The sequence below is a fragment of the Paractinoplanes ovalisporus genome, assembly GCF_016834655.1.
Lineage (GTDB): Bacteria > Actinomycetota > Actinomycetes > Mycobacteriales > Micromonosporaceae > Actinoplanes > Actinoplanes ovalisporus.
On sequence record NZ_JAENHP010000002.1, the window covers coordinates 877,334 to 903,017 of the forward strand.

26 protein-coding genes are annotated in these 25,684 nt (G+C 70.4%); 17 read left to right on the forward strand and 9 right to left on the reverse strand.

The window, feature by feature from the left end:
- Nucleotides 1-38: 38 nt before the first annotated feature.
- A complete protein-coding gene (locus JIG36_RS09955; protein ID WP_203375725.1) occupies nucleotides 39-2,225 on the forward strand; it encodes a putative bifunctional diguanylate cyclase/phosphodiesterase in 2,187 nt (728 codons plus the stop codon).
- Between the two features lie 2 nt (nucleotides 2,226-2,227).
- Here JIG36_RS09955 and JIG36_RS09960 read toward each other — a convergent pair whose 3' ends face one another.
- On the reverse strand, nucleotides 2,228-3,055 hold the full coding sequence (locus JIG36_RS09960) for a LysR family transcriptional regulator (protein ID WP_203375726.1): 828 nt from the start codon (nucleotides 3,053-3,055) through the stop codon (nucleotides 2,228-2,230).
- Between the two features lie 69 nt (nucleotides 3,056-3,124).
- Here JIG36_RS09960 and JIG36_RS09965 point away from each other — a divergent pair, with 69 nt between their 5' ends.
- The gene (locus tag JIG36_RS09965; protein ID WP_203375727.1) at nucleotides 3,125-3,844 is read left to right on the forward strand and encodes an SDR family oxidoreductase; all 720 of its coding nucleotides are present in this window, start codon (nucleotides 3,125-3,127) and stop codon (nucleotides 3,842-3,844) included.
- Between the two features lie 54 nt (nucleotides 3,845-3,898).
- Here the strand turns inward: JIG36_RS09965 and JIG36_RS09970 are convergent, their stop codons facing one another.
- The gene (locus JIG36_RS09970; RefSeq protein ID WP_203375728.1) at nucleotides 3,899-4,708 is read right to left on the reverse strand and encodes an SAM-dependent methyltransferase; all 810 of its coding nucleotides are present in this window, start codon (nucleotides 4,706-4,708) and stop codon (nucleotides 3,899-3,901) included.
- A gap of 55 nt (nucleotides 4,709-4,763) precedes the next feature.
- Between JIG36_RS09970 and JIG36_RS09975 the strand changes: the two genes are divergently transcribed.
- Genes JIG36_RS09975 through JIG36_RS09995 form a run of 5 tightly spaced genes read left to right on the forward strand, consistent with a single transcriptional unit; the run spans nucleotide 4,764 to nucleotide 9,043 of the window.
- On the forward strand, nucleotides 4,764-5,513 hold the full coding sequence (locus tag JIG36_RS09975) for an SAM-dependent methyltransferase (protein ID WP_203375729.1): 750 nt from the start codon (nucleotides 4,764-4,766) through the stop codon (nucleotides 5,511-5,513).
- A 3-nt stretch (nucleotides 5,514-5,516) separates the two neighbouring features.
- A complete protein-coding gene (locus JIG36_RS09980) occupies nucleotides 5,517-6,359 on the forward strand; it encodes an SDR family NAD(P)-dependent oxidoreductase (RefSeq protein WP_203375730.1) in 843 nt (280 codons plus the stop codon).
- Nucleotides 6,360-6,414: 55 nt separating this feature from the next.
- Complete coding sequence (locus JIG36_RS09985) at nucleotides 6,415-7,461, forward strand: PQQ-dependent sugar dehydrogenase (protein ID WP_203375731.1); 1,047 nt, start codon at nucleotides 6,415-6,417, stop codon at nucleotides 7,459-7,461.
- Nucleotides 7,458-8,282: an MmyB family transcriptional regulator gene (locus JIG36_RS09990; protein ID WP_203375732.1), complete on the forward strand. Its 825-nt coding sequence runs from the start codon at nucleotides 7,458-7,460 to the stop codon at nucleotides 8,280-8,282. The genes JIG36_RS09985 and JIG36_RS09990 overlap by 4 nt, the downstream gene beginning before the upstream one ends.
- Nucleotides 8,283-8,290: 8 nt before the next feature.
- Nucleotides 8,291-9,043 carry an SDR family oxidoreductase gene (locus JIG36_RS09995; RefSeq protein WP_203375733.1) on the forward strand — a complete coding sequence of 251 codons (753 nt, stop codon included), beginning with the start codon at nucleotides 8,291-8,293 and terminating at the stop codon, nucleotides 9,041-9,043.
- On the opposite strand, the gene JIG36_RS10000 is transcribed toward JIG36_RS09995, so the two are convergent.
- Nucleotides 9,044-9,889 (reverse strand): phosphatidylinositol-specific phospholipase C/glycerophosphodiester phosphodiesterase family protein, encoded by an 846-nt coding sequence (locus JIG36_RS10000; protein ID WP_203375734.1) that lies wholly within the window; start codon nucleotides 9,887-9,889, stop codon nucleotides 9,044-9,046.
- A gap of 67 nt (nucleotides 9,890-9,956) precedes the next feature.
- Here JIG36_RS10000 and JIG36_RS10005 point away from each other — a divergent pair, with 67 nt between their 5' ends.
- Nucleotides 9,957-10,514 carry a hypothetical protein gene (locus tag JIG36_RS10005; RefSeq protein ID WP_203375735.1) on the forward strand — a complete coding sequence of 186 codons (558 nt, stop codon included), beginning with the start codon at nucleotides 9,957-9,959 and terminating at the stop codon, nucleotides 10,512-10,514.
- A gap of 1 nt (nucleotide 10,515) precedes the next feature.
- Here the strand turns inward: JIG36_RS10005 and JIG36_RS10010 are convergent, their stop codons facing one another.
- Entirely contained in the window at nucleotides 10,516-11,319 is an 804-nt protein-coding gene (locus tag JIG36_RS10010; protein WP_203375736.1) for a helix-turn-helix transcriptional regulator, read from the reverse strand.
- 123 nt (nucleotides 11,320-11,442) lie between these two features.
- On the opposite strand from JIG36_RS10010, the gene JIG36_RS10015 reads away from it, so the two are divergent.
- Nucleotides 11,443-12,483, forward strand: a complete 1,041-nt coding sequence (locus JIG36_RS10015; protein WP_203375737.1) for a zinc-dependent alcohol dehydrogenase family protein — start codon at nucleotides 11,443-11,445, stop codon at nucleotides 12,481-12,483.
- Here the strand turns inward: JIG36_RS10015 and JIG36_RS10020 are convergent.
- The 3 genes from JIG36_RS10020 to JIG36_RS10030 all read right to left on the reverse strand — a co-directional run bounded on the left by JIG36_RS10020 (nucleotide 12,461) and on the right by JIG36_RS10030 (nucleotide 14,393).
- Entirely contained in the window at nucleotides 12,461-13,108 is a 648-nt protein-coding gene (locus JIG36_RS10020; RefSeq protein WP_203375738.1) for an alpha/beta hydrolase, read from the reverse strand. The genes JIG36_RS10015 and JIG36_RS10020 overlap by 23 nt on opposite strands.
- Nucleotides 13,075-13,569, reverse strand: coding sequence for a VOC family protein (locus tag JIG36_RS10025; RefSeq protein WP_236046212.1), 495 nt, complete (start codon nucleotides 13,567-13,569; stop codon nucleotides 13,075-13,077). The genes JIG36_RS10020 and JIG36_RS10025 overlap by 34 nt, the downstream gene beginning before the upstream one ends.
- An 80-nt stretch (nucleotides 13,570-13,649) precedes the next feature.
- Complete coding sequence (locus JIG36_RS10030; RefSeq protein ID WP_203375739.1) at nucleotides 13,650-14,393, reverse strand: hypothetical protein; 744 nt, start codon at nucleotides 14,391-14,393, stop codon at nucleotides 13,650-13,652.
- A 283-nt stretch (nucleotides 14,394-14,676) separates the two neighbouring features.
- On the opposite strand from JIG36_RS10030, the gene JIG36_RS10035 reads away from it, so the two are divergent.
- The 7 genes from JIG36_RS10035 to JIG36_RS10065 all read left to right on the forward strand — a co-directional run bounded on the left by JIG36_RS10035 (nucleotide 14,677) and on the right by JIG36_RS10065 (nucleotide 23,082).
- Nucleotides 14,677-15,297 (forward strand): TetR/AcrR family transcriptional regulator, encoded by a 621-nt coding sequence (locus JIG36_RS10035; RefSeq protein WP_203375740.1) that lies wholly within the window; start codon nucleotides 14,677-14,679, stop codon nucleotides 15,295-15,297.
- 30 nt (nucleotides 15,298-15,327) lie between these two features.
- On the forward strand, nucleotides 15,328-17,661 hold the full coding sequence (locus tag JIG36_RS10040; protein ID WP_203375741.1) for an MMPL family transporter: 2,334 nt from the start codon (nucleotides 15,328-15,330) through the stop codon (nucleotides 17,659-17,661).
- Nucleotides 17,658-18,554 carry a DUF5996 family protein gene (locus JIG36_RS10045; RefSeq protein WP_203375742.1) on the forward strand — a complete coding sequence of 299 codons (897 nt, stop codon included), beginning with the start codon at nucleotides 17,658-17,660 and terminating at the stop codon, nucleotides 18,552-18,554. The genes JIG36_RS10040 and JIG36_RS10045 overlap by 4 nt, the downstream gene beginning before the upstream one ends.
- Nucleotides 18,555-18,824: 270 nt before the next feature.
- Nucleotides 18,825-20,006 (forward strand): aldose epimerase family protein, encoded by a 1,182-nt coding sequence (locus JIG36_RS10050; RefSeq protein ID WP_203375743.1) that lies wholly within the window; start codon nucleotides 18,825-18,827, stop codon nucleotides 20,004-20,006.
- Between the two features lie 74 nt (nucleotides 20,007-20,080).
- A complete protein-coding gene (locus JIG36_RS10055; RefSeq protein WP_203375744.1) occupies nucleotides 20,081-21,211 on the forward strand; it encodes a sugar ABC transporter substrate-binding protein in 1,131 nt (376 codons plus the stop codon).
- Nucleotides 21,204-22,214, forward strand: coding sequence for an ABC transporter permease (locus JIG36_RS10060; RefSeq protein ID WP_203375745.1), 1,011 nt, complete (start codon nucleotides 21,204-21,206; stop codon nucleotides 22,212-22,214). Before JIG36_RS10055 ends, JIG36_RS10060 begins: the two co-directional genes overlap by 8 nt.
- A 127-nt stretch (nucleotides 22,215-22,341) precedes the next feature.
- Complete coding sequence (locus JIG36_RS10065; RefSeq protein WP_203375746.1) at nucleotides 22,342-23,082, forward strand: ATP-binding cassette domain-containing protein; 741 nt, start codon at nucleotides 22,342-22,344, stop codon at nucleotides 23,080-23,082.
- Between the two features lie 269 nt (nucleotides 23,083-23,351).
- Here JIG36_RS10065 and JIG36_RS10070 read toward each other — a convergent pair whose 3' ends face one another.
- Nucleotides 23,352-24,122, reverse strand: coding sequence for an SAM-dependent methyltransferase (locus tag JIG36_RS10070; RefSeq protein ID WP_203375747.1), 771 nt, complete (start codon nucleotides 24,120-24,122; stop codon nucleotides 23,352-23,354).
- Between the two features lie 76 nt (nucleotides 24,123-24,198).
- A complete protein-coding gene (locus tag JIG36_RS10075; protein ID WP_236046214.1) occupies nucleotides 24,199-24,549 on the reverse strand; it encodes a hypothetical protein in 351 nt (116 codons plus the stop codon).
- Nucleotides 24,550-24,833: 284 nt separating this feature from the next.
- Here JIG36_RS10075 and JIG36_RS10080 point away from each other — a divergent pair, with 284 nt between their 5' ends.
- Nucleotides 24,834-25,463, forward strand: coding sequence for a VC0807 family protein (locus JIG36_RS10080; protein ID WP_203375748.1), 630 nt, complete (start codon nucleotides 24,834-24,836; stop codon nucleotides 25,461-25,463).
- Nucleotides 25,464-25,684: the final 221 nt, after the last annotated feature.

A 25,684-nucleotide genomic window follows, 5' to 3' on the forward strand; every position in this document is an offset into this window, starting at 1 on the left:
GACCCTTCAGGCCGTCCGATGGGTAGTACGTGCCCCCAATGACCAGGTCACGGGTGACCGTCATCCTCGTGTCGCTGGTCGCCGCCACCCAGACCCTGTCGCTGGCCGAGCCGGCTCTGCGCCGCCCCATCCTGTTCGCCTCGGTGCTGCTGCTCGACATGGCCGGCGCGTTCTTCAGCTTCCGGGCCGTCCGTGACAGCCCGTACCCGGTGGCCTGGCGGCTCATCGGCCTGGCCCGCAGCAGCGCCGTGGCCGCGTTCTTCGCCCTGCTCTGGTTCACCGCGGGCGGCCCGGGCTTCACCTACTGGGCCGGCATCGGCCTGCGGGGCCTGATGTTCGTGCTGCTGGCCGCGGCCACCCTCGCCTTCCGGTTGCCCGAGATCCAAGGTCGCGGCCGCTGGGCGTTCCTGGCCGAGATCGTCATCGTGGTCTCCGCGGGCGCGATGGTGGCCTGGTATTTCGTGATCGACCAGGCGTTCGTCACCCATCTCGAGGGGCCCGAGCTGACCCGCATCCTGGGTTACGTCATCGGCGATCTGCTCGTGCTGACCGCGTCCTGCGCGCTGGTGCTCAGCGGCGCTCTGCCCCCGCTGAACCACCCCAGCACTTTCATGATCGGCGGGCTGGTGCTGCTGATGGTCACCGACGTCGCCTGGAACGCCACCGACCTGCACAGCGACACGCAGGCCGACATCTGGCTGATCGGGCTGGGCATGGTCGGCGCCGGCCTGCTGCTCACGTTGTCCCCGGTCGCCGCCCGGGCCCAGGGCCGGGAGCGGGTGGCGTCGCACCGGCGGCACGCCTGGTCACAGCGCCTGGTGATGCTGTCGCTGCTGACCGGCGCCGCCATGATGATCACGGTGACCGTCCGCGAGGACGCCATGTTCCCGTGGGGCGGCCTGGTCGTCTGCCTGATGCTGATGGTGGGGGCGGTGGTCGTGCACATGACCGTCTCGCTGCGCCAGACCCGGGACCTGGTGGTGGCCGACCCGCTGACCGGGCTGGCCAACCGCACCGGCCTCGAGGACGCCATCGCCCTCGCCACGCGCCGGGGGGAGCCGTCGGCGCTGCTGCTGATCGACCTCGACGACTTCAAACTGATCAACGACGCGTACGGGCATGCGGCCGGCGACGCCGTGCTGACCGAGTTCGGCCATCACCTGCGCGAGGTCGTGCGGGTCCGGGACACGTGCGCGCGGATCGGCGGCGACGAGTTCGCGGTGCTGCTGCTGGGGGATGGGGCGCCCGAACTGGTGGCCCAGCGCGTGCTGGCCGAGCTGGCGACCCATCCCGTACGGCTGGGGGATGACACCGTGGTCGTGCACGCGTCGATCGGGTTGACGGAGCGACGTTCCGGCGACACCACGAAGGAGCTGATGCGCCGCGCCGACCTGGCCATGTACGCGGCCAAGCGGGCGGGCACGCACTCGTGGATGCGGCACGACCCGTCGATGGTCGACCGCCGGGCCATGGACGCCGCGCTGGCCGACGACCTCACGGGCGCGGCCGGGCGGGGTGAGCTGGTCGTGCTCTACCAGCCGATCGTGGACCTGGAGACCGGGCTGGCCACCGGTTACGAGGCCCTCGTACGGTGGCGGCACCCGGTGCGGGGTCTGGTGCCGCCGCTCGACTTCATCCCGGTCGCCGAACGGACCGGCCTGATCTACGACATCGGGCTGTACGTGCTGGAACGGGCCTGCGCCGACATGGCCGGGGTGCCCGGATCCCCGTACGTGTCGGTGAATCTCTCCCCGCGCCAACTGCAGACGCCCTCGCTGGTGCACGACGTGCTGGCGGTGGTGCGACGGTCCGGTCTGGCGGCGCAGCGGCTGGTGCTGGAAGTGACCGAGTCGGCGATCGTGGACGAGCAGAGCGGCATCGCCACCCTGCACGAGCTGCGGTCGCACGGCATCCGGATCGCCGTCGACGACTTCGGGACCGGCTATTCGTCGCTGCACTACCTGACCCGGCTGCCGGTCGACATCCTCAAGATCGACCGGAGTTTCGTGGCCGAGCTCGACGGCACGCCGACCGGGGCGGCGATCGCCGAGGCGGTGATCCGGCTGGCGCAGGTGCTGCGGCTGCGCACGATCGCCGAGGGGATCGAGACGACCGGGCAGACCGACGAACTGCTGGCCCTGGGATGCCGTACGGGACAGGGGTTTCTCTTCTCGAAACCGCGACCGCTGGACGAGATCCTGCTGTCCGAGGCCGACCGACCCTGAGGTCAGAGACGGGTCGCCGCCAGGACCAGCCCGGCCAGCGCCCGTGACCGGCTGTGCGGCGGCCACGCGATCACCGTCGTCACCAGGGGAGCGTCGAGCACCGGCACCACCGCGATGTCGCTGCCGAGCTGCGTACGGCAGGACTCGGGCAGAATCGCGACGGCCCGGCCCAACCCCACAAGTTGCAGCAGCTGGGTGTGGTCATGCACCTCAGGGCCGGCGCCGGGCGGATAAGTTCCATCGGTCAAGGGCCAGCGCGGAAGCGTTATGTCCGAAATATCTGACATGCGCACGGAAGAAGGAGCGCTGAGCGGGTGGCCGGCGTGCACGAGCAGAACCTGCCCCTCCACCGAGAGCTCCTCGACGTCGAACCCGGACGTGGAATCGAACGGCAGATGCAACAGGGCCACATCCGCCCGCCCGTCCCGAAGCAACTGCTCCTGCTGCCCGACCCCGCACAGCACCACCTCGACCGGGCTCGAATCCGGCTCCGCGGCGTACGCGTCCAGCAGTTTCGCCAGGATCTCCCCGGCCGCGCCCGCCTTCGACGCCAGCACCAGACCGGGGGCGGAGACGGCCCTTCGCGTACGCCGTTCCGCCGCCTCGACCGCATCGAGAGCCGCCCGCCCCTCCCGCAGCAGCACCGCCCCCGGCTCGGTCAGCGAGACCTCCCGGCTCGTGCGGCGGAACAGCTCGACCCCGAGGCGCCGCTCCAGCTGACTGATCGCCCGTGACAGCGGCGGCTGCGCGATCCCGAGCCGCTGCGCCGCCCGCCCGAAGTGCAGTTCCTCGGCGACGGCGACGAAGTAGCGCAGCTCCCGCGTTTCCATACCCCCAAGGTATCGCTGCCCACCCAGACGGTGTTGGCCGCGAACCCCCGCCGGGCGAACGATCGACGCATGAGCAATCAGACGATCGCGCTGGTCACCGGCGCGAACAAGGGCATCGGGTACGAGATCGCGGCCGGCCTGGGCGCGCTGGGCTGGTCGGTCGGGGTCGGGGCCCGCGACGACGACAAGCGGGAGGCCGCCGTCGAGAAGCTGCGCGCCGGCGGCGTCGACGCGTTCGGCGTCCCTCTCGATGTCACCGACGACGAAAGTGTGGCCGCGGCCGCCGGACTACTTACCAAGAACGGCCTGGACGTGCTGGTCAACAACGCCGGCATCACCGGGGGCATGCCGCAGGAACCCACCCTGGTCGACCCGGCCACCATCCGTACGGTGGTCGAGACCAACGTGATCGGGGTCGTGCGGGTCACCAACGCCATGCTGCCGCTGCTGCGACGCTCGGACGCGCCGCGCATCGTGAACATGTCGAGCACGGTCGGCTCGCTGACGATGCAGAGCGCGAACACGGACGCCACCGGGCCGATCTCCGCTGCGTACGCGCCGTCGAAGTCGTTCCTGAACGCGGTGACGATCCAATATGCCAAGGAGCTCGCCGGCACGAACATCCTGATCAACGCGGGGTGCCCGGGGTTCGTGGCGACCGATCTGAACGGGTTCCGCGGCTACCGCACACCCACCCAGGGCGCGCAGATCGCGATCCACCTGGCGACCCTGCCCGACGACGGCCCGACCGGCGGTTACTACGACGACAACGGCCCGATCGCCTGGTGAAAGACGACAACGGGCCGACCGCCTGGTAAAGACGGCAGCGGATGGGGGTGAGGGTCAGGGCTTGCGGCCGACCGCCGTCCAGATGTTGATGTCGGAGCGCGCGGGGATCTCGGCGCCGGGCTCGGGCCGCCACTCGCTGGCCGGCACGATGCCCGGCTCGAGCAGCTCGAGACCGTCGAACAGGGCCGCGAACTCGTCGCGGGGCCGGGTCCACACGTCGGACTTGCCCGTCTCGACCAGCTGCCGGTAGAGCGCCTGCTGCTCCGGCGTGCCGAAGTCGGACGTGGCGTGGGTGGCCACCAGGAAACTGCCCGAGGGCAGGGCGTCGAGCAGCTCCCGCACGATCGGCTGGGCCGCGCCGTCGCCGTGGATGAAGTGCAGCACCGCGATCAGCATCAGCCCGACCGGCTGGTCGAGGTCGAGGGTCTCGCGCAGAACCGGGTTCTCCAGGATGTCGCGCGGGTGGTGCAGGTCGGCCTCGATGTAGGCCGTGCGGCCCTCGGGACTGCTGTTGAGCAGGGCCTGCGCGTGCACCATGACCATCGGGTCGTTGTCGACGTAGACGATCCGCGCGTCGGGTGTGATCCGCTGCGCCACCTCGTGGGTGTTGTCGGCCGTGGGCAGCCCGGTGCCGATGTCGAGGAACTGGCGCACGCCCGCCTCGGCCAGGAACCGGGTGGCCCGCTGCAACTGGGCGCGGTTGGCCAGCGCCCCGTCGCGGACCTTGGGGAACAGCTTCTCCAGCGCGTCGCCCGAGGCCCGGTCGGCGGCGAAGTTGTCCTTGCCGCCCAGCCAGTAGTTGTAGCGGCGGGCGGGATGCGGCACGGTCGGGTCGAGCCCGGCGGGGGCGCTGCTGTGATCCACAGCGGAACCATACCGCCGCCTACCGCAGGTTGTCGCGTGGGTCCATAGTAGAGCGATGGACGAGCAGCCCCAGACGGCCCGGATCTGGAACTACTGGCTCGGCGGCAAGGACAACTTCGCCGTCGACCGGGCCGTCGGTGACCAGATCCGCGAGGCCTTCCCCGACATCGTCGACAACGCGCGGGCGTCACGAGCTTTCCTCGTACGGGCGGTCGGGCTGGCCGCCGGCGAGGGCATCCGCCAGTTCCTCGACGTTGGCACGGGCCTGCCCACGGCCGACAACACGCACGAGGTGGCGCAGCGGGCCGCCCCCGAGGCGCGGATCGTCTACGTCGACTTCGACCCGCTGGTGCTCACCCACGCCCGCGCCCTGCTCACCAGCAGCCCTGAGGGGGCGACGGCCTACATCGACGCCGACGGCCGCGACACCGTACGGGTCCTGACCGCGGCCGCCGACACCCTCGACCTGAGCCGCCCGGTCGCGCTGATCATGTCGGGCCTGCTGGGCCACGTCACCGACGACGACGAGGCCCTGACCATGGTCCGGGCCTACCTGGCCGCTCTCGCCCCGGGCAGCTGGTTCATCGCGCTCGACGGCTCCCACAGCATCGAGCACGGCGAGGCCGAGAAGATCTGGAACGACCAGGCCAACCCGCCGTACGTCCTGAGGAGTCACGCCCAGTTCGCCCGCTTCTTCGAGGGCCTGACGATGGTCGAACCCGGCGTGACCTCGGCCCCGCTGTGGCGCCCGGCCGAAACCAACCCCAAGCGTCTCGACGTGGTGTGCGGAGTCGCGATCAAATAGGGCATGACCCGCACGGCCGTGATCACCGGCGGCATGAGCGGCCTCGGCGCCGCCGCGGCCGCCCGCCTGAGCGCCGACGGCATCAGAGTCGTCACGCTCGACCTCGCCGACGGCGCCGACCTGCACGCCGACGTCTCTTCCCACGACCAGGTGCGGGCGGCCGCGGCTTCGGTCGGCCCGGTCGACATCCTGGTCAACTCGGCCGGCGTCGTCGGCCCGAACGCGCCGCTGTGGGAGATCCCGCCCGAGGGCTGGGACCGCACGTTCGCCGTCAACGTCCGCGGCACCTTCAACACCTGCCAGGCCTGGGTGCCCGGCATGATCGAGCGCGGCTGGGGCCGCATCGTCAACCTGGCCAGCATCGCCGGCAAGGACGGCAACCCGACCATGTCGCCCTACTCGGCGTCCAAGGCGGCGGTCATCGCGCTCACCAAGTCGCTCGGCAAGGAACTGGCCACGACCGGGGTGCTGGTCAACGCGATCGCCCCGGCCGTCATCGCCACCCCGATGAACGCCGACACCGACCCGGCCGCCCTCGAGCACATCACCAGCCTCATCCCGATGCGGCGGGTCGGGCAGGCGGCCGAGGTGGCCGAGCTGATCGCCTGGCTCGCCTCGGAGCGGGTCAGCTTCTCCACCGGCGCGGTCTACGACATCAGCGGCGGCCGCGCCACCGAGGGCCTGTCCTGCCGATCACGAGGGGCTGCGACGTGGCCCAGGCGGCGCCTGACGGCGTCCGCGAAGCGCCCACATACAACACCGGTATGCGGCCGCTTCGCGGCCGACGCCAGCCACCACCTGGACCTCGTCTCACTCCCGCGTGATCGGCAGGACAGGCCCTACTGAGCCGGGACCTGACAGGTCTACCCACGATCTTGGCGGCGGCCGCAGGCTGGTCCGCATGGCAAAGCACTGGTGGGGCGTCGTCGCAGTTCTGGCCCTGGGCGCCTGCTCCGCGCCATCAACGCCGGACTCTCCGGTTGCGCCGACCGAGATCGTGAGCGGGCTCGACGCGCCGTGGGGGCTGACGTTCCTGCCCGACGGGTCGGCGCTCGTCTCGGAACGCGTCACCGGCGCGATCAAGCGGGTTCCGGCCGGTGGCGGCGCGGCCGAGACCGTGGGTGTCGTGCCGGGTGTGGTCGCGAGCTCCGAGGGCGGCCTGCTCGGCATCGCCGCCTCGAAAGACTTCGCCCGCGACCGTACGGTGTTCGCGTCGGTCTCGGGCCGGGACGAGAACACGATCGTCGCGTTGCGCGTCGCCCCCGACTTCCGGTCGCTGACCCGTCAGCGGGTGCTGCTCGACGGCATCACCACCGCCGACCGGCACCACGGCGGGCGGATCGTGATCGGGCCCGACGACCACCTGTGGATCGGCACCGGGGACGCGTTCGAGCCGGCCAACGCCGCCGACGACACCTCGCTCAACGGCAAGATCCTGCGGATCCGTACGGACGGCACGGCTCCCGGCGGCAACCCGATCCACTCCTCGGGCCACCGCAACGTGCAGGGCATCGCGTTCGGGCCGGACGGCACGCCGTACGCGTCGGAACTGGGTCACCGCACCTGGGACGAGGTGAACGTGCTGAAACCGGGCGCCGACTACGGCTGGCCCGAGACCGAAGGGGTCGAGGGCAGCACCGGCGAGGCCCCGATCTGGACCGTGCACCCCGACGACGCGTCCCCCTCCGGGATGGCCTACGCGGCCGGCTCGCTGTGGATCGGCGCCCTCGGCGGGCAGCGTCTGTGGCAACTGCCGGTCGAGGCGGGCGCGGTCACCGGGGAGGCCGTCGCGCACTTCGCGGGTGACTACGGGCGCATCCGCACCGTCGAGGCCGCCCCGGACGGCAGCCTGTGGCTGGTCACCTCGAACACCGACCGCGCCACCTGGGGCGGCACCGACCCGCGGCCCGGCGACGACCGGATCCTGCGCCTGGAGGTATCCCGATGACATCCCTCGGGGAGTTCCTGCGGCACCGGCGTGAGCTGCTGCTGCCCGAAGACGTCGGGTTCGCGCCCGGCCCGAAACGACGCACCCCCGGGCTGCGCCGCGAGGAGATCGCGCTGCTCGTGTCGATCTCGCCCGACTACTACGCCCGGCTCGAACAGGGCCGCGCCACCGGACTGTCGGCCGGTCTGCTGGCCGCGCTGGCCCGGGCGCTGCGGCTCACCGAGGACGAACGCGACTACCTGTTCCGGCTGGCCGGGCACGAACCGCCGCCGCGCACCTCGGTGCACGCCCACGTCGACCCGGCCGTGCTGTTCCTGCTCGACGCGCTGGGCGAGACCCCGGCCCAGGTCGTCGACGAGCTGCTCACCATCGTCGCGCAGAACCGGGGCGCGGCCGGGTTGCTGGGACGGCTGACCGGGTTGCCCGGCTATGCGTCCAACGCGACCTGGGCGTGGTTCGCCGACCCGGCGTCGCGCGAGCTCAACGACCCGGCCGAGCATGCCGCGATCGGCCGGGCCTACGCGGCCGACCTGCGAGCCGGTCTGGCCCGGCGGCCACCCGACGACCCGTACGGGAAGGGCATGGTCTCGGATCTGCTGCGGCGCAGCGCCGAGTTCCGCGACCTGTGGCGGGAGCACCAGGTCGCCCCGCTCGTGTCGGCGCGCAAACGGATGCTGCACCCGCGGGCCGGCGTGCTCGACCTGCAGTGCGACGTCGTACTCAGCCCCGCCACCGGCCACCGCCTGGTCATCTTCCGGCCCAGCCCCGGTTCGGGCGCCGCCGAAAAACTTTCGTTCCTGTCCGTAGTCGGCCCCTCCTGAGGAGCATCGTGAACATCACCGGAAACACCGTCTTCATCCCCGGCGCCACCTCGGGCATCGGGCTCGGCCTGGCGCTGCGTCTGCGCGACAAGGGCAACACCGTCATCGTCGGCGGCCGCCGCACCGACGTGCTCGCCCGCCTCGCCGAGGAACACCCCGGCCTGGGTACGGTCGAGATCGACACCACCGACCCGGCGTCGATCGAAGCGGCCGCGGCCTCCGTCCTCGCGCGGTATCCGTCACTCGACGCGCTGATCACCATGGCCGGCATCATGCGGCCCGAAGACCTGCGCGACCCCGGTTTCCTGGCCACCGCCGAGGCCACCGTGGAAACCAACCTGCTCGGCCCGATCCGGCTGATCGCGGCATTCCTACCCGCCCTGCTGGCCCGGCCGTCGGCCACCGTGATCACGGTGACCTCCGGGCTGGCGTACGTGCCGTTGCCGCTGACGCCGACCTACAACGCGACCAAGGCGGCCGTGCACTCCTTCACCGAGAGCCTGCGCGTGCAACTGGCCGGCAGCAGTGTGCAGGTCATCGAACTGGTGCCGCCGGCCGTGCGCACGTCGCTGATGAACCAGGAGAACTCGCCGATCGCCATGCCCCTGGACGACTACCTCGACGAGACGGTCGGCCTGCTCGAGAAGCAGCCGGACGCCCAGCAGATCCTCGTCGAACGCGTGCGCTGGCAGCGCGACGCGGTGGCCGAGGGCCGCTACGACGAGGTGCTGGGCGTCCTGAGCGGGCGTTACCGCGACTGATTACGCGGCGGCTCGGCTGTGCGGGCGGGCCCGGAGGAACGCTTCCAGGCCCGCCAGGTCGTCGGTGTTGATGTGGTCGACGTCCGCGTTGATCAGTTCGCGCCAGACCGCGTCACGGGCCGGGCCGGCCACGTCCGGGGTCGCCCAGAAACGCACCCGCTGCCCGTTCGCGTGCGCGTCGTGGACAAAGGCGCGCAGCTTCGTACGCTCGGCGGCCGGCATCGGGCCGACCCCCTGCCAGGTGAACAGGTTCGTCCAGTTGTCGCTGATCAGCGGGATGAACGAGGCGGGCGCACCGGTGTTCAGGTCCGAGGCGCGACCGTCGTAGAACGCGTACCGCCGGCTCTGCGCGGCCATCAGCTCACGCGGCCGGTCACCGCTGACCACCACGGTCACCGCATTCTCGAAGACCTTTCCCCGCCCGTACGTGGAAAGGAAGCTCTTGTATCGCCGGAGAACCCGGTCGAGTTCCGTGTAGGTGGCGGCGCCGGTGTTCTTGATGTCGACGAGCAGCTGCAGGGAGATGTCGCTGCCCCGGTAGACCCGGCCGTGGTTGGCGCGCACCCGCCGCGCGAGCGGGTCGAGGTAGAGGCTCTGCAGGGTGCGGCCCGGCACGACATCCTCGGGGTCGTGGGCCACCAGCAGCTCCCCGCCGACCAGATAGATGTCGGCCTCGACGCTGGTGAAGCCGTGCGACAGCGCGTCGGCGAGGGGACGTTCATGCTCGTAGTCGTTGTGGGCGTGGGCCTGCGCGAGCGGCCGCACACCGTGACGTTCACCGGCGTACGCGGCACCCGGCGCCAGAACCACAAGCGCACACACCGCGGCGAAGAGGGCTCGTCTCATACCTGGCACCGTAGGCGCACATCGTGAAGCGTCAATGGCTCACGTGGAAACGCTAGGCTGACCGGCTATGGCGGCCAACGCGCGCATCAAGCCGGTCGACAAAGCCACGAACCGCACGTGGGACGAGTGGCTGGCGTTCATGGACAGCATCGGCGCCGCCGACCTCGACCACAAGGCGATCGCGCTGAAGGTCTACTACGAGCTGGAGCCCACCGGCATCGACTCGCTGGGCTGGTGGACCCAGGCGGTGACGGTCGCCTATGAGCAGTACATCGGCCGCCGCATCCCCGGCCAGCGCCCCGACGGCACGTTCCAGATGAGCGTCAGCAAGTCCACGAAGCTGCCGATGCGCGAGCTGATGTCCGCGTGGACGGCGTTCGCTTCCGCCGACACGTTCGTTACCGGCCTGCTGGCCGACGCCCCGAAGGTGAGCGGCACGGACCGCCGCATCACGTGGCGGGCCAAGGCGGGGGACGGCTCGCAGATCGTCGTCACGAGCGAGCCCAAGCCCAACGGGACCGCTTCGCTGGTGGCCGCCCAGATGGGCCTGCAGACCCCCGAACAGAACGACGAGGCCCGGGCCGCCTGGTCCGCCGCGGTGGCCCGCTTCCTGGACGGCCGCTGACTCAGCCGACCGCCTGATCGGACAGGGCGAGCAAGGTCACGGCGTCGGCGCTGGGGGACGCGGGCTCGGGGGAATAGACCGCCAGCTCCTGGCCGTCGGCGCCGCGTACGGAGAAGGTCTGCACCCGCAACGTCAGCGTGCCCACCGACGGGTGGTGGAAGGTCTTGACGTCGATCGTCTTGCCTCGGGCGTCGTGTTGCTGCCACAGGGCCGCGAAGTCGGGGCTGCGCTCCAGCAACTCCTGCAGCACGGCCCGGATGCGGGGATGGGCCGGGGCCTCGCCCAGCTGCATGCGGAAACCCGCGACCGCGTTGGCCGCCACCGTGGGCCAGTCGGCGTAGAAGTCGCGGGCGCGGGGGTCGGTGAAGACGGCCAGCATCAGGTTCTGTGGCAGGCCGGCGAACAGTGCCGCGCCTAGGGAGTTGGCGGCCAGGATGTCGTACGCACGGTTGTAGACGAGCGCCGGCGTTGCGGGCCACGCCTGCAGCAGCTGCACCAGGGCCGGGTCGACACGGTCCTTCCCGTACGCGGCCCGGGCCGTCGGAGCCAGACCGGCCAGCCGGAACAGGTGCGTCCGGCCGTCGTCGTCCAGGCGCAGGGCCACCGCCAGGGTCTCGGCCACCTGGGCCGACGGGTTGCGTTCGCGGCCCTGCTCCAGGCGTACGTAATAGTCGACGCTCACCCCGGCCAGCTGCGCCACCTCCTCGCGGCGCAGGCCGGGCACTCGCCGGTCGCCGTGGTCGGGCAGGCCCACCTCGGAGGGCCGCACGGCAGCGCGGCGGCGGCGCAGAAAGTCACCCAGCACGCCGTCAACGGTAGGCCGGCTGACACAAAGCTGCCTGGTAGAGCCGCACCCACCCGGGCGTCTCACGCTGAGACCCCGGCCTCGGACGAAGCGGGTGACAGTGAAGCCGGAGAGGAGGCAGCCATGAAGGGACTTGTCTACGGCGGGCCGGGGGAGCGTTCCTGGACGGATGTGCCCGACCCCGAGGTGCGTGATCCGCGGGACGCCATCATCCGGGTCGACGCGGTCACCATCTGCGGCACCGACCTGCACATCCTCGGCGGGGACGTGCCGACCGTCGACCGCGGGCGGGTGCTCGGCCACGAGGCGGTCGGCACCGTCGTCGAGACCGGCAGCGGCGTGTCGGGCCTGGCGGCCGGCGACCGGGTGCTCGCCTCGTGCATCTCGGCCTGCGGCATCTGCGAATACTGCCGGCAGGGCACGTACGGGCAATGTCTGGGCGGCGGGGGATGGATCCTCGGCCACCTGGTCGACGGGGTGCAGTCCGAGCACGCGCGGATCCCGTACGCGGATCTGTCGACCTACAAGCTGCCGGAACGCGTGAGTGACGAGTCGGCCGTGCTGGTCGCCGACATTCTGCCCACCGCGTACGAGGTCGGGGTCCTCAACGGGCAGGTGCGCCCGGGCGACACCGTCGTCATCGTGGGCGCGGGCCCGATCGGGCTGGCGGCCGTGGTGACCGCGCGGCTCTACTCGCCCGCACACATCGTCGTGGTCGACAAGGCCGAGAGCCGCCTGCAGGCCGCGAAGGTGCTCGGCGCCGACACCACGATCCTGGCCGGCGCCCAGGACGTGCTCGCGACCGTCCGGGAGATGACCGGTGGCCTCGGCGCGCACGTGGTGATCGAGGCGGTCGGCACCCCGGAGACGTTCGAGTTGTGCACCACGCTCGCGCGGCCGGGCGGGCGGATCGCGAACATCGGCGTCCACGGCCACCCGGCCACCCTGCACCTGGAAGACCTGTGGATCCGCGACATCACGCTGACCACCGGCCTGGTCGACACGTTCTCGACGCCGCGGCTGCTGGAGATGCTGATCGCCGGCCAGTTCGACCTCGGCCACATGATCACGCACCGGTTCGGGCTCGACGAGTTCATGCACGCGTACGACGTCTTCGCCGACCCGGCCCGTTCGGGTGCGCTCAAGGTGCTGCTGACCCGCTGATCCAGTCCCCGAGGGCGGTCACGGTGGCCGTGGTGAGGCCGTGGCCGCCCGGGTCACGCCGCGCGGTCACCTCGGCCCCGGACTCCTCGCGCAGGTAGCTCCAGGTGCGGTCGAGCAGCTCGCGCGGGATCACCGTGTCCTGCTCACCCTGGGCCACCAGGACCCGTACGCCGGAGAGCCGGCCCTTCTCGACCGGCACGCCGGCGTCGAACGGGAGGGTGCCGTAGAGGATGGCGGCCCCGGCGTAGCGGGACGGCTCGTCGAGCAGCAGCCCACCGGCGAAGGCGGCGCCGCCGCTGAAACCGGCCAGCAGGACCGGGCGTGCGGCGGCGACCGGGTCGAGCCACGCGCGGAACCAGTCCATGGTCTGCCGCAGCGAGGAGGCCACCGGGCGGCCGATCCCGCGGTTGGCGAACCAGGCGAAGCCCCCGCCCTCGCCGATCGGGGCGCGGACCGCCGCGTACGAGAAACCGGCCGGAAGGTGATCGCTCAGCGGAAGAATGTCGCGTTCGCTGGAGCCGCGGCCGTGCAGCAGCACGACGAGTGGCGCGGCCGGGTCGTCGGAGCCGGCGAAGGCGACGACGGGCGCGGTCACAGCGACCCGGCCGTGCTGACGCCGCTCCACTTCGCGACCTCGGCCGCCAGGTCGAGACGGTCGACCGGGGCCGAGTCCTCGTACTCGCCCCACTCCGCGCGCGGCAGCATCCACATGATCTCGAACTCGTTGCCGTCGGGGTCGGCGCCGTAGACGCTCTTGGTCGCGCCGTGGCTGGACTCGCCGCTGTAGGCGCCCGCCTCGGCCAGCAGCTTGCGGGCCTGCTCGAGCTCGTCGATGGTGTCGACCTGCCAGGCCAGGTGGTAGAGGCCGATGCCGCCGCGCTGCTTGGGCGGGGCGGACGGGCCGACACCGAACAGGCCGAGGTCGTGGTGGTTGCCCGAGCGGGGCAGGCGCAGGAACACGGCGTTGGCGCGCGGCTCGCGGGCGGCGACGGCCATGCCGAACACCTCGGTGTAGAACCGCTCGGCGCGTCCAAGGTCGGCGACGAAGAGTACGGCGTGGTTGAGCCGCACCGGACCGATGCTCATGGCTATCCTCTCCCGTTTGTTGTAGCTACAACTATCGCATGCGCAAAGAGTTGTAGCAACAACTGTCAGGGTGGGGTGAGCTAGCTCTCGTCCGAGCGCAGGAGGGCCCAGACGACCTTGCCGACCGGCAGGAGAGTGGCGCCCCAGTGGGTGGCCGCGGCGGCGACGATGCGCAGGCCGCGCCCCGACCCCGGCCGCATGAGGGTGCTCGTCGCCGGCGGCTCCTCGGGCACCCGGGGCATGGCCGGGCTGCTGTCCTGCACCCCGATCCGCAGATAGCGGCCCGTGTGGACGACGGTCAGGTCGAAGGCGTCCCCGGTGTGCACGATCGCGTTGGCCGCCAGCTCGTTCGCGACCAGGCGGGCCGGGCCGTGCAGGTGCATCAGCCCCCAGGTCAGGCAGGCGTCGCCGGTCACGTTGCGGGCCGCGGCGGCGCTGCGGGGTTCGGGCCGCAGATGCAGGCAGACCCAGCGCGGCACGTTGGCGTTCACGGCGAGCTCCGCCTGGGACGCGTCCTCATAGAGGGCCACATAGGTGCGAAAGACGTCGAGGCCGTGCCGTACGCCGGGGGTCGCCTCGCAGAGCAGCACGGGCACTCCCCAGTGCAGCTGGGCGTCGTGCGTCATGGTGGCGAACACGCTCAGCAGCGAGTCCGTCTCGTGGCTGAACCGCGAGAGGTCGACCACCACGGCCGACGGGCATTCGGCGGCGACCTTGGCGATGGTGGTGCCGACATCGGGTACCGACGACAACGACAGCGCCCCCTCCAGGCGTACCGTCGTGATCCCGGTGTCGAGATTCCGGTCGATCTCCGTCTTCACCATCGCTGCCCTCTGGTCGACCTCCCCGCCGTGTAGCGCCCTTCACGTAACGCCCGCCGCCCACCCGAGCGCAATCCCTGGTCGCGCGTCCATCGCCCGATAGGCGGAAGAACGTGACCGCCGGCCATCGTCCGACAGGCGGAAGAACGCGACCGCCGCCGTCCACCGCCCGACAGGCGGAAGAACGCTACCGCCGCGGTCCACCGAGGACAGGCGGAATGCACAACCGGTCACCCGGGAGGGGGCAATTTGCACGCGGTGCAACGGTGCATTTAGTGTAAGAATTGTGGTGATCGATCGGCGGGCGGCTCTGAAGGCGCGGCACCGGCGGGCCATCCTCGACGCGGCCAAGACGCTCATCGACGACGGTGGCGCGGTGCGGTTCAGCGTCGACCAGCTGGCCGAGCGGGCCGACGTGTCCCGGCGGACGATCTTCAACCACTTCGCCTCGATCGACGACGTCGTCACGACCGCGTGCACCGAAGTGCTCGGCGTGGTCATCGACAGCTTCCGGGCCCAGGTCAGCGCGGTCCCGGCCGGGACCGGAAGCCGGGCCGCCATGTTCGCGACCGTGGCCTCGGCCCTGCGCGCGACCGACGTGCCGAGCACCATCGCGTTCCTCTGGCGGGCCCTGGGCGGCTTCGGCGCCGACGATCCGCGACCCCAGCAGATCTTTCAGGCGACCTTTTCCCGTACGACGGCCGACCTCGCCCGGGAGCTGGCCGACCGCAACGCCGACCGCGACCCTCTGGAGGCCGAGCTGCTGGTCAGCTCGCTGATGCACGGCACCGAGGTGATCGCCCACCGGTGGATCGCGGCCACCGGCGCGGCGACCGACGACGCCGCCCGCGAACTGTGGCGCGATCTGCTCGACCGCTTGATCGACAACATCCGTACCGGTTACTGAACGCCCCCGAACCCGACCGGAGTACCCCTCATGGCCGAGCTGCTGTACCGCCTGGGACGCCTCTGCGCCCGCCGCGCCTGGACCACGGTGATCACCTGGATCGTCGTGCTGGCGCTGTCCGTCACCGCCTACCTCGCCTTCGGCGGCGCCCTCTCGTCGCAGGTGACCATCCCGGGCACGGCGACCGAGGAGGTGACGGAGAAACTGGCCGAGAAGCTGCCCAGCGCGAGCGGCGGCAACGGCGCGATCGTGTTCCATAACACCGATGGCACGGCGTTCACGGCCACGCAGCGTACGGAAATCGGGGAACTTCTCGGCACCACGGCCGAGCTCGACGGGGTGGCGGCCACGACCAACCCGTTCACCACCGGCGACCAACTGGCCGAGCAGGCCAAGAAGATCGAGGACGGCCGCCGGCAGCTGGAGCAGGCCGAGCAGCAGCTGCCGCCCGAGCAGCGCGAACTGGCCCGGCCTCAGCTGGAGGCGCAGGCGGCGACCCTCGACCAGTCGCAGCGGCTGCTCGACCTGTCGGCCGGGATCCGTACGGTGTCGGCCGACAACACCACCGCCATCGCGCAGGTGATCTTCTCGGACCCGCGGCTCGACGTCACCCCGGAGACCAAGGAGAGCGTCGTCGAGCACGTCGGCGACAACGTGCCGGACGGCGTCGAGGCCGAGTTCTCCAACGACATCACCCAGGGTGTGCCCGAGATCCTGGGCGTGGGGGAGGTGGCCGGCGTGGTCATCGCCGCCATCACCCTGATGATCATGCTGGGCACGATCGTCGCCGCCGCCCTGCCGATCGTCACCGCGCTGGCCGGCGTCGGGATCGGCGTGAGCGCGTCGCTGGCCCTGAGCGGCGCGGTCGAGATGCTGTCGATCACCCCGGTCCTCGGCGTCATGCTGGGCCTGGCCGTCGGCATCGACTACTGCCTGTTCATCCTCAACCGGCACCGCCGCCAGCTGCTCGACGGCGTCGAGATGCACGAGTCGATCGGGCTCGCCAACGGCACCTCGGGCAACGCGGTCGTGTTCGCCGGCTCGACCGTGCTGGTCGCGCTGCTCGCCCTCAACGTCACCGGCATCGGCTTCCTCGGCATGATGGGCACGGTCGGCGCGATCTGCGTGGCCGTCTCGGTGCTGCTCGCCGTGACCTTCACCCCGGCCCTGCTGTCGCTGCTGGGGGAGCGGATCCTGAGCCGCCGCGCCCGCCGCCGGGCCGGCCGGCACCACCTGGTGAACACGCCGATGAGCACCGGCCGGGCGGTGCTGACCGTGCTCGGCTGCCTGGCCGTCCTGCTGGTCATCGCCGTGCCCGCGCTGTCGATGCGGCTGGGCCTGCCCGACGGCAGTTCCGAGGCCGAGAGCTCCACCCAGTACCGGTCCTACAAGCTGATCGAGGAGAAGTTCGGCGCCGGCGTCAACGGCCCGCTGCTGGTGGTGGCCGACGTGCCGCGGCCGCTGACCGAGCCCGCCGACGCCGTGGCCGAGCAGGTCCGCATCGCCGACGCGCTGCTCGCCGTGGACGGGGTGACGGCGCTGGCCCCGATCGGGCAGTCCGACGACAAGACGATCTTCGCGTTCCAGGTGATCGGCGAGGACGGGCCCTCCAGCGGTTCGACCGAACAACTCGTACGGGACCTGCGGGATCTTTCTCCCCTGCCGACCGATGTGCGTCTGGGTGTGGCCGGCAGCGCCAGCGGCAACATCGACATCTCGGAGCAGCTGGCCGACGCGTTGCCCGGCTATCTCGGGCTCGTGCTGGGCCTGTCGCTGATCATCCTGATCTTCGTGTTCCGGTCGATCCTGGTGCCGCTGACCGCGACGCTCGGGTTCATCCTGTCGCTGTTCGCCACGTTCGGCGGGCTCACCGCGATCTTCCAGTGGGGCTGGCTCGGGGCCGTGTTCGGCGTGCACGACCCCAACCCCGTGCTCAGCTTCCTGCCCACCATCCTGATCGGCATCCTGTTCGGGCTGGCCATGGACTACCAGTTGTTCCTGGTCTCGGGCATGCGGGAGGCGTACGCACACGGCGCCCCGGCCCGGCTCGCCGTGCGGCAGGGGGTGCGCGCCGGCCGTACGGTCGTGACCGCCGCCGCCATCATCATGATCGCGGTGTTCGGCGGTTTCATCTTCTCCAACACGGCGATCATCCGGTCGCTCGGCTTCGGCCTGGCCTTCGGTGTGCTGGCCGACGCTTTCCTCGTACGGATGTTGCTCATCCCCGCCGTCATGCACCTGCTCGGCCGGTCGGCGTGGTGGATCCCGCGCTGGCTCGACCGGCTGCTGCCCGACGTCGACGTCGAGGGCGCCGCCCTGGAGCGGGGTCATCCTGTCGCCACGCCTGGCACTCTTGAGCGGTGACCGACTCTTCCTGGCCCCGGCTGCGGGTTTCCGACTGGACCGACACGCGCGACACGCTGCACATGTGGACGCAGATCGTGGGAAAGGTCCGGATGGCGTACGCCCCGCCGGTGAACCACTGGTGGCACGTCACGCTCTATCCGGGCCCGCGCGGGCTGAGCACGTCGGCCGTCCCGTACGGGCAAGGCGCCTTCGACATCGAGTTCGACTTCATCGACCACGTGCTGCGGGTGCGCGTCAGCGACGGCCGCAGCCGCGAGGTCACGCTCGAACCCAAGCCGGTCGCCACCTTCTACGGCGAGCTGCTGGAGGCCCTGTCCTCGCTCGGCCTCGAACCGCGTATCCACGCCGTGCCCAACGAGGTCGAGACGGCCATCCCGTTCGCCGAGGACAAGACCCATTGCTCGTACGACGGTGAGGCCGCGCAGCGGTTCTGGAAACAGCTGCTGCAGGCCCAGCGGGTGTTCGAGCGCTTCCGCACCGAATTCGTCGGCAAGGCGAGTCCCGTCCACTTCTTCTGGGGCGCGATGGACCTGGCCTACACCCGCTTCTCGGGCCGCCTCGCGCCACCGCATCCCGGCGGCGCGCCCAACTGCCCGCCCGAGGTGATGGCCGAGGGCTACTCGCACGAGCTGGCGAGCTTCGGTTTCTGGCCCGGCGGGGGCGAGGAGGGCGCCTTCTACGCGTACGCCTATCCGGAGCCGGAGGGCTACGCCGAACGCAACGCCGCCTACTACGACCAGTCTCTGCGCGAGTGCCTGCTGCCGTACGAGACCGTGGCGTCCTCGCCCGATCCGGAATCGGCCCTGCTGGAGTTCCTGCGCTCGACCTACCTGGCCGCGGCCGACCTCGCCGACTGGGACCGCCCCGCGTTGGAGGCCCTGCGCCCCTAGCCTGTTCACGTTCGCCCGCGGCCCCCGATGATCCCTTCCAGCTGGCAGGTGTTCACGTTCACCATTCGGTGACGAGGGCTGGTCGATCGGAGGATTGGCCGCGGTCTATCAGCATGCTTACGGTCCGGATCGAACTCGTTGTCCGGACCGTGCTCCTTCCCCGAGCCGGTCTCGTCTGGGCCGACGCCCGACCGTCCTCTCCGGTGTCGGCGCAGGCTCATTCCGCCGCACCACGGCGGTGTGGCGTCCTGTTCCAGGAGACGAGGCGACATGCAAACTTCACACCGAACCTCCCGTCCGACCCCGCGAACGCTCCTGCGCGCCGGAGTCGTCCTGCTGCTCGGTCTCGGCCTCGGCCTGGCCGGAGCGTCGTCGTCGCAGGCGGGGGCCAAGCCCAGCATCACCAAGGAACCGTTCGGCAGCGTCGGCGGTAAAGCCGTCGACCGCTACACCCTGACCAACGGCAAGTTCCGCGTACGGATCCTGACGTACGGCGGAATCATCCAGACCGTCGAGACGCCCGACCGGCACGGCAAACTGGCCAACGTCACCCTCGGATTCAAGAACCTCGACGGCTACGTCACGTCCAAGAACCCGGCCTACTTCGGCGCGCTGATCGGCCGTTACGGCAACCGCATCGCCAAGGGCAAGTTCACCCTGGACGGCACGACCTACCAGTTGGCGATCAACAACGACCCGAACAGCCTGCACGGCGGCAACGTCGGCTTCGACAAGCGGGTCTGGAGCGCCACCCCGGTCACCGGCGGCGGCGCTGTCGGGCTGCGCCTGACCTATGTCAGCCCCAACGGCGAGGAGAACTACCCGGGCACGCTGCGCACCACGGTCACGTACACGATCACCGGTGACCGCGGCATCCGGATCGACTACCACGCCACCACCGACAAGGCGACCGTCGTCAACCTCACCAACCACGCCTACTGGAACCTGGGCGGCGAGGGCACCGGCACCATCGACGACCACAAACTGCAGCTCAAGGCCTCGCGGTACACGCCGGTGGACGCGACCCTGATCCCGACCGGCAAGCTCGACCCGGTGGCCGGCACGCCGATGGACTTCCGTAAGCCCACGGCGATCGGCGCGCGCAACCGCAGCGCCTTCCAGCAGATCGTGTACGGGCGCGGTTACGACCACAACTGGGTGCTCGACCGTCGCGGCTCCGGCCTCGCGGTGGCGGCCCGGGTGTCCGACCCGGCCAGCGGGCGCACCCTGACGATCCGTACCACCGAGCCCGGGATCCAGTTCTACGGCGGCAACTTCCTCGACGGCACCCTGTACGGCACCGGCGGCAACTCCTACCGCCAGGGTGACGGGCTGGCCCTGGAGACACAGCACTTCCCGGACTCGCCCAACCACGCGAACTTCCCCACGACCGTGCTCCGGCCGGGGCAGGTTCTGCGCTCCACCACCATCTATCAGTTCGGCACTGACTAGCTCTTTTCGCCGTCTACCAGAGTTCGGCGCCGACCGGCCCCGTTGGCTGTCGGCGCCGGCCAGTGAGGTGCGATATGACCGATATTCATCCGAAAGTGGAGGAGGCGGTCTCCACACTGGACCTCAACGCCGTCACGCGCCGCCGGCTGCTGCGCGGAACGGGGTTGTTCAGCGCGTCGCTCGCCGCCGGAGCCCTGCTCAGCGCGTGCAGCGACAAGGAGGCGGCCGCGTCCGACACGTTCGGCAACTTCCCGTCCACCCCGAAGTGGAAGTTCACCTTCGTCAACCACGTCACCACCAACCCCTTCTTCACCCCCACGCAGTACGGGATGGAGGACGCGGCCACCCTGCTCGGCCTGGAGAAGCCACAGTGGACCGGCTCGCAGAACTCGATCGTGGGCGAGATGGTGAACGCGCTCAACACCGCGATCAGCGCCAAGGTCGACGGCCTGGCCGTGGCCGTGGTCGACAAGGACGCCTTCCGGGCCCCGGTCGACCAGGCCCTCGACGCCGGCATCCCGGTGGTGTCGTACAACGCCGACGGCGCCCGCGGCGACACCGGCACCAACCGGCTGGCCTACATCGGGCAGGGCCTGTACGAGTCCGGCTACGCGCTGGGCCAGCGGGCCCTGCAGACGGTCGATTCGGGCGAGGTGGCCGGCTTCATCGCCACCCCGGGCGCGCTCAACATCCAGCCCCGCATCGACGGCGCCCAGCAGGCATTCAAGGACTCCGGCAAACAGATCACGTTCACGCCGGTGGCCACCAACGCGGACGTCACCAAGGGGTTGTCGATCATCGATGCGTACGCGCTGGGCCACGCGAACCTGAGCGGGATGCTCGCCGTGGACGCGGGCTCGACCGCCTCGGTCGGGCAGGTCGCCAAGAAGTACAACATGCGATCCAAGAACCTCAAGGTGGCCGGCGGTTTCGACCTGATCCCGGAGTCGCTGACCGGCATCCAGGAGGGCAGTCTCGACTACACGATCGACCAGCAGCCGTACATGCAGGGCTTCCTGCCGGTGCTGTTCCTCTACTTCTACAAACTCTCGGGCGGGCTGCTGGCGCCCAGCGAGACCAACACCGGCCTGCTGTTCGTCACGAAGGACAACGTGGCGCCCTATCAGAACACCAAGACGCGGTACGAGGGCTCGACGACCGACAAGGTTCTCGTGCCCAAGTCGGGGCCGATCGCGCATGAGTGAGACCGCCGCCCCCGCGCGAGGGCTCCCGGTCGTCGGCCGGGCCCTGCTCGACGGCTTCGTCCGCCGGCGCGAGGCGAGCGTGCTGCTGGTCGCCCTGGGGTTGATGTTCTACTTCAGGGCGGCCAGCGACGTCTTCCTCAGCCGCGACAACCTCGTCAACATCGCCCAGGCGACGGCGCCCACCGCGATCGTCGCCGTCGGCATCGTGCTGCTGCTGGTCAGCGGCGAGATCGACCTGTCGGTCGGCATCGTGGCCGCGTTCGCGCCGTTCCTGCTGCACTTCGCGATCGACTACTACAGCGTGCCGGTGCTGCCCGCGTTCGTACTGGCGCTGGCCCTGTCGGCGTTCATCGGGCTGGTCAACGGGTTCATCGTCACCCAGCTGAGGGTGCCGTCGTTCGTGGTCACGCTGGGCACGTTCTTCGCCGTCCAGGGCCTGCTGCTGATGACCTCGCACGCCTATCCGGTGCCGATTCCCGAACCGGCCAAGGGGCGCTTCCAGACGTGGCTCGGGGCCGGGCCGTGGGCCAGCATCACCTGGGCCGTGCTGATCGTCACCGTCTTCCACGTCATCCTCACCCGTACGCGATGGGGTCTGCACACGATCTCGGTCGGCGGCAACCCGGTCGGCGCCACCGAGGCCGGCATCCGGGCCTCCCGCATCAAGATCGGCAACTTCATGATCACGAGCGCGCTGGGCGGGCTGGCCGGCATCATGGAGGCCGCCCGGATCAACACGATCGACCCGAACATCGGCGGCGGCACCACACTGACGTTCGCGGCCATCTCGGCCGCCGTCATCGGCGGGACCGCGCTGGCCGGCGGCTCCGGCACCATCGTCGGGGCGCTGCTGGGCGCGCTGGTGCTGGCCGAACTGCAGAACGGCTTCAACCTGATCGGTTACAGCGCCAACACGATCTTCCTGATCCTGGGCCTGGCCATCCTGGTCTCGATGATCGCCAACCAGTACCTGTCCCGGCTGCGAAGGGCGGGCCGGTCATGAGCGTGGCCCTGATCCTGTGCCGGCTCCGCGGGCCGGTCATGACCGCCGGTCTGTTCCCATGCCGTCTTTGCGGGCCGGTCATGACCGCCGGTCTGTTCCTGTGCCGGTTGCGCGGGGTGGGCCGGTCATGACCGCCGCTCTGGAAGTGCGCCACGTCGCCAAGCGGTTCGGCGCCCTGACCGCGCTGCGCGACATCACCCTGCACGTCGACCCCGGCGAGGTGCTGGGCCTGATCGGCGACAACGGCGCCGGCAAGTCCACCCTGATCAAGATCCTGTGCGGCTTCCACCGCCCCGACGAGGGCCAGATCCTGGTCAACGGCGACGAGGTCACGCTGCGCAGCGTCGACCACGCCCGCTCGCTCGGCATCGACGCCGTCTATCAGGATCTGGCCCTGGTCAACGAGCTGTCGGTCTACCACAACATGTTCCTCAACCGTGAGCTCGTACGGTGGCCGCTGCTGAACAACCGCAAGATGCGCCGCCGCGCCGAGGAACACCTGCGGGACATGGGCGTCGACCTGCCCGACGTGACGGTCGAGGTGGCCAAGCTCTCGGGAGGCCAACGCCAGGCGATAGCGGTGGCGCGCTCGGTCTATTCCGACGCCCGGGTGCTGCTGCTCGACGAGCCGTTGGCCGCGATGGGCGCGAAGGAGGGCACGATGATCCTCGACCTGATCCGAGACCTCAAACAACGAGGCGAGGTCTCAGTGATCATCATTGCCCACAACTACGCCCAGGTCCTCGACGTCTGCGATCGCGTCAACCTGCTCCAACAGGGCCGGATCACGTTCGACAAGAAAGCCGCCGACACTTCACTGGAGGAGCTGACCGACCTGGTAGTAGCCGAATACCGCCGCCGCCGTTAGCAGCACCGCGACCGTGCCGACTGCGGCTGCACCCTCGCGACCGTGCTGACTGCGGCTGCACCCTCGCGACCGTGCCGACTGCGGCTGCACTCCCGCGAGCGTGCTGACTGCGGCTGCACCCTCGCGACTGTGCCGACTGTGGCTGCACCCCCGCGACCGTGCCGGCCGCGGCTGCACCCCCGCGACCCTGCCGACCGCGGCTGCACAACGCGACCGTGCCGACCGTGTAGATCGGGCGGCCTCGTCTTGTGTGGCCGGCGGGCGTTTCCCTATGGCTTGCGCGCGATCCCGGCGTACATGGAAACCTCGGCGGCCTCGGGGCGAGGCTTCTCCTCGGTCCCGTCGCGCCACTCCGGGAGCGGGACGACACCGGGCGGGAGCACGTCGAGGCCGTCGAAGAACCGGGCGACCTCGGACTGCGACCGCAGGCGCCCGGCACCATGACGACCGGACGTGATGGAGGCGACGACTTCAGCCGGCAGCCAGTCGCCGGAGGCGTGCGAGAGCGCGACGAAGCTACCTGGCGGCAGAGCTTCGACAAACGTGCGGACCAGCCCGTACGGGTCATCGTCATCCGTGACGAAGTGCAGCACAGCCAGCAGCATCAGCGCGATCGGCTGCTCGAAGTCGAGGGTGCGGCGCGCCTCCTCCAGGATCTTCCCCGGGTCCCGCGCGTCAGCATCCACATAGGAAGTAGCCCCGGTCAGCAGCGCACGGGCGTGGGCGAGCACCAGCGGATCGTTGTCGACATAGACAACACGCGTCTCGCCCGCGATCCCTTGAGCCACCTCATGTGTGTTCCCCGCCGTCGGGAGCCCCGTGCCGACGTCGAGAAACTGCCTTACGCCCTCGCTCTCGGCCAGATACGTGACCGCGCGCCGCAGGAACCGCCGGTTCTCCACCACGGCCGTGCGGATGCCGGGAAACTGCGCCGCGATGGCGTCCCCCGACTCCCGGTCCGCGGCGAAGTTGTCCTTGCCGCCCAGCCAGTAGTCATACCGCCGGGCCGGATGCGGCACGCTCGTATCGAAGGCGCTCATCCACGGATCTTAAACGCTCGCGGCGTTGCCGGCGCTCACGGCGTTGCTGGCGTTCCCGGCGCTTCGGTCGTGGCCGTCAGTCCGGTGTCACCAGACCTTGGAGGCCGACCACGATCGCGATCAGGCCGAAGATCGCGAGCAGCAGCGCGGGCGGGGCGTTGCGCTTGGTCAGGCGGTCCCAGAGCAGGGCCACGCCGACCAGGATGCCGACCACTTCGAAGTGGAACACCCGCGGGCCGTCGAAGATGTGAACCAGCAGGTAGTAGCCGCCGGCCACCAGCGCCACCACGCCGACGACCCACCCGAACGGCGCCACCCGATCGGCGCCTCGTCCAAGCGTGTCCCCGGCGCGCGGCAGCTTGCGCAGCAGCGAGATCGCGAGCAGAAAACCGCCCACGATGTTCGCGAGGTCAAGAAGCAAGGCCATGATCACACCGTACGACTTACCCGGGAGCGCTCCCATCGGAAACCTTCAACGCCTCCGCCGATGCTCGCCCGCCGATATTCGTCGCTGGTGTCGGTCCTCCCGATGCTCGCCCGCCGGTATTCGTCGCCGGTGTCAGTCCTCCCGATGCTCGGCCGCGGGCGCTTGCAGCCGGTTCTCGAACTGGCGATGCTCGGCCGCCGGTGGCTGTCCACCGATCGATGGACAACCGGGCTCGGCAGGTCGGTCGTCCCGGGGGAGGGGCGCCGAAGACGAGGATTTCGGTTATGAACAACGGAACCGCCGCCATGATGCGGTCGCTCGCCTGGGACCTCGGCCTGCCGGTCGTCACCTACTACGCGCTGCACGCCCTCGGCGCCTCCGACACGAGCGCCCTGCTGGCCGGAACACTGGCCGCCGGCGTACGGCTGGGATGGGTCGCCCTGCGCGCCCGGACACTCAGCCCGTTCTCCGCCGTGATGGCCGCCGTCTTCGGCGTAGGCCTCGTGTTCACGCTGCTCACCGGCGACCCGCGCTGGATGCTCATCAAGCACTCGATCATGTCAGCCGCGATCGGCCTGGTCTTCCTGGGCACCGCGCTGTCCGGCCGCCCGTTCACGCTGGCCGCCCAGCAGAGCTTCCAGCCCAAAAGAGCCGAAGAGCTTTCCCACGCGTACGCCACCAACCCGCACATGCGCCACGGCCACCGCGTAGCCTCGGTCGTCTGGGGCGCCGGCCTGCTGACCGAGGCCCTGCTCCGCGCCGTGCTGGTCTACACCCTCCCGATCGACGTGATGGTAGGCCTCTCCACCGCCCTGACGGTCGTCACGTTCGGCGCCCTGATGGCCTGGAACGCCCGCTACATCGCCAAGCACCGCCCCCAGCCCGCACCCGAGCCCGCCCTCGCCGCGGCCTGACCGCCGACTGTTCGTCGACCTTGCCGCGGAGCAGCATGAGGGCCGCAAATACGAACTGCTGGTCCTCCCGTACGAATACAGCCTCGTCGACGACGATGAGCCGGAACTCGAGGAGCCGGCCGTCCGCGACTGGGCACGCTCAGAGGACCGCGACCCCGAACAGGTCTGATCCCACCGCGCGGCCTATGGTGCGCCTCGGTTCGTCTCGTACTTGACCTGGG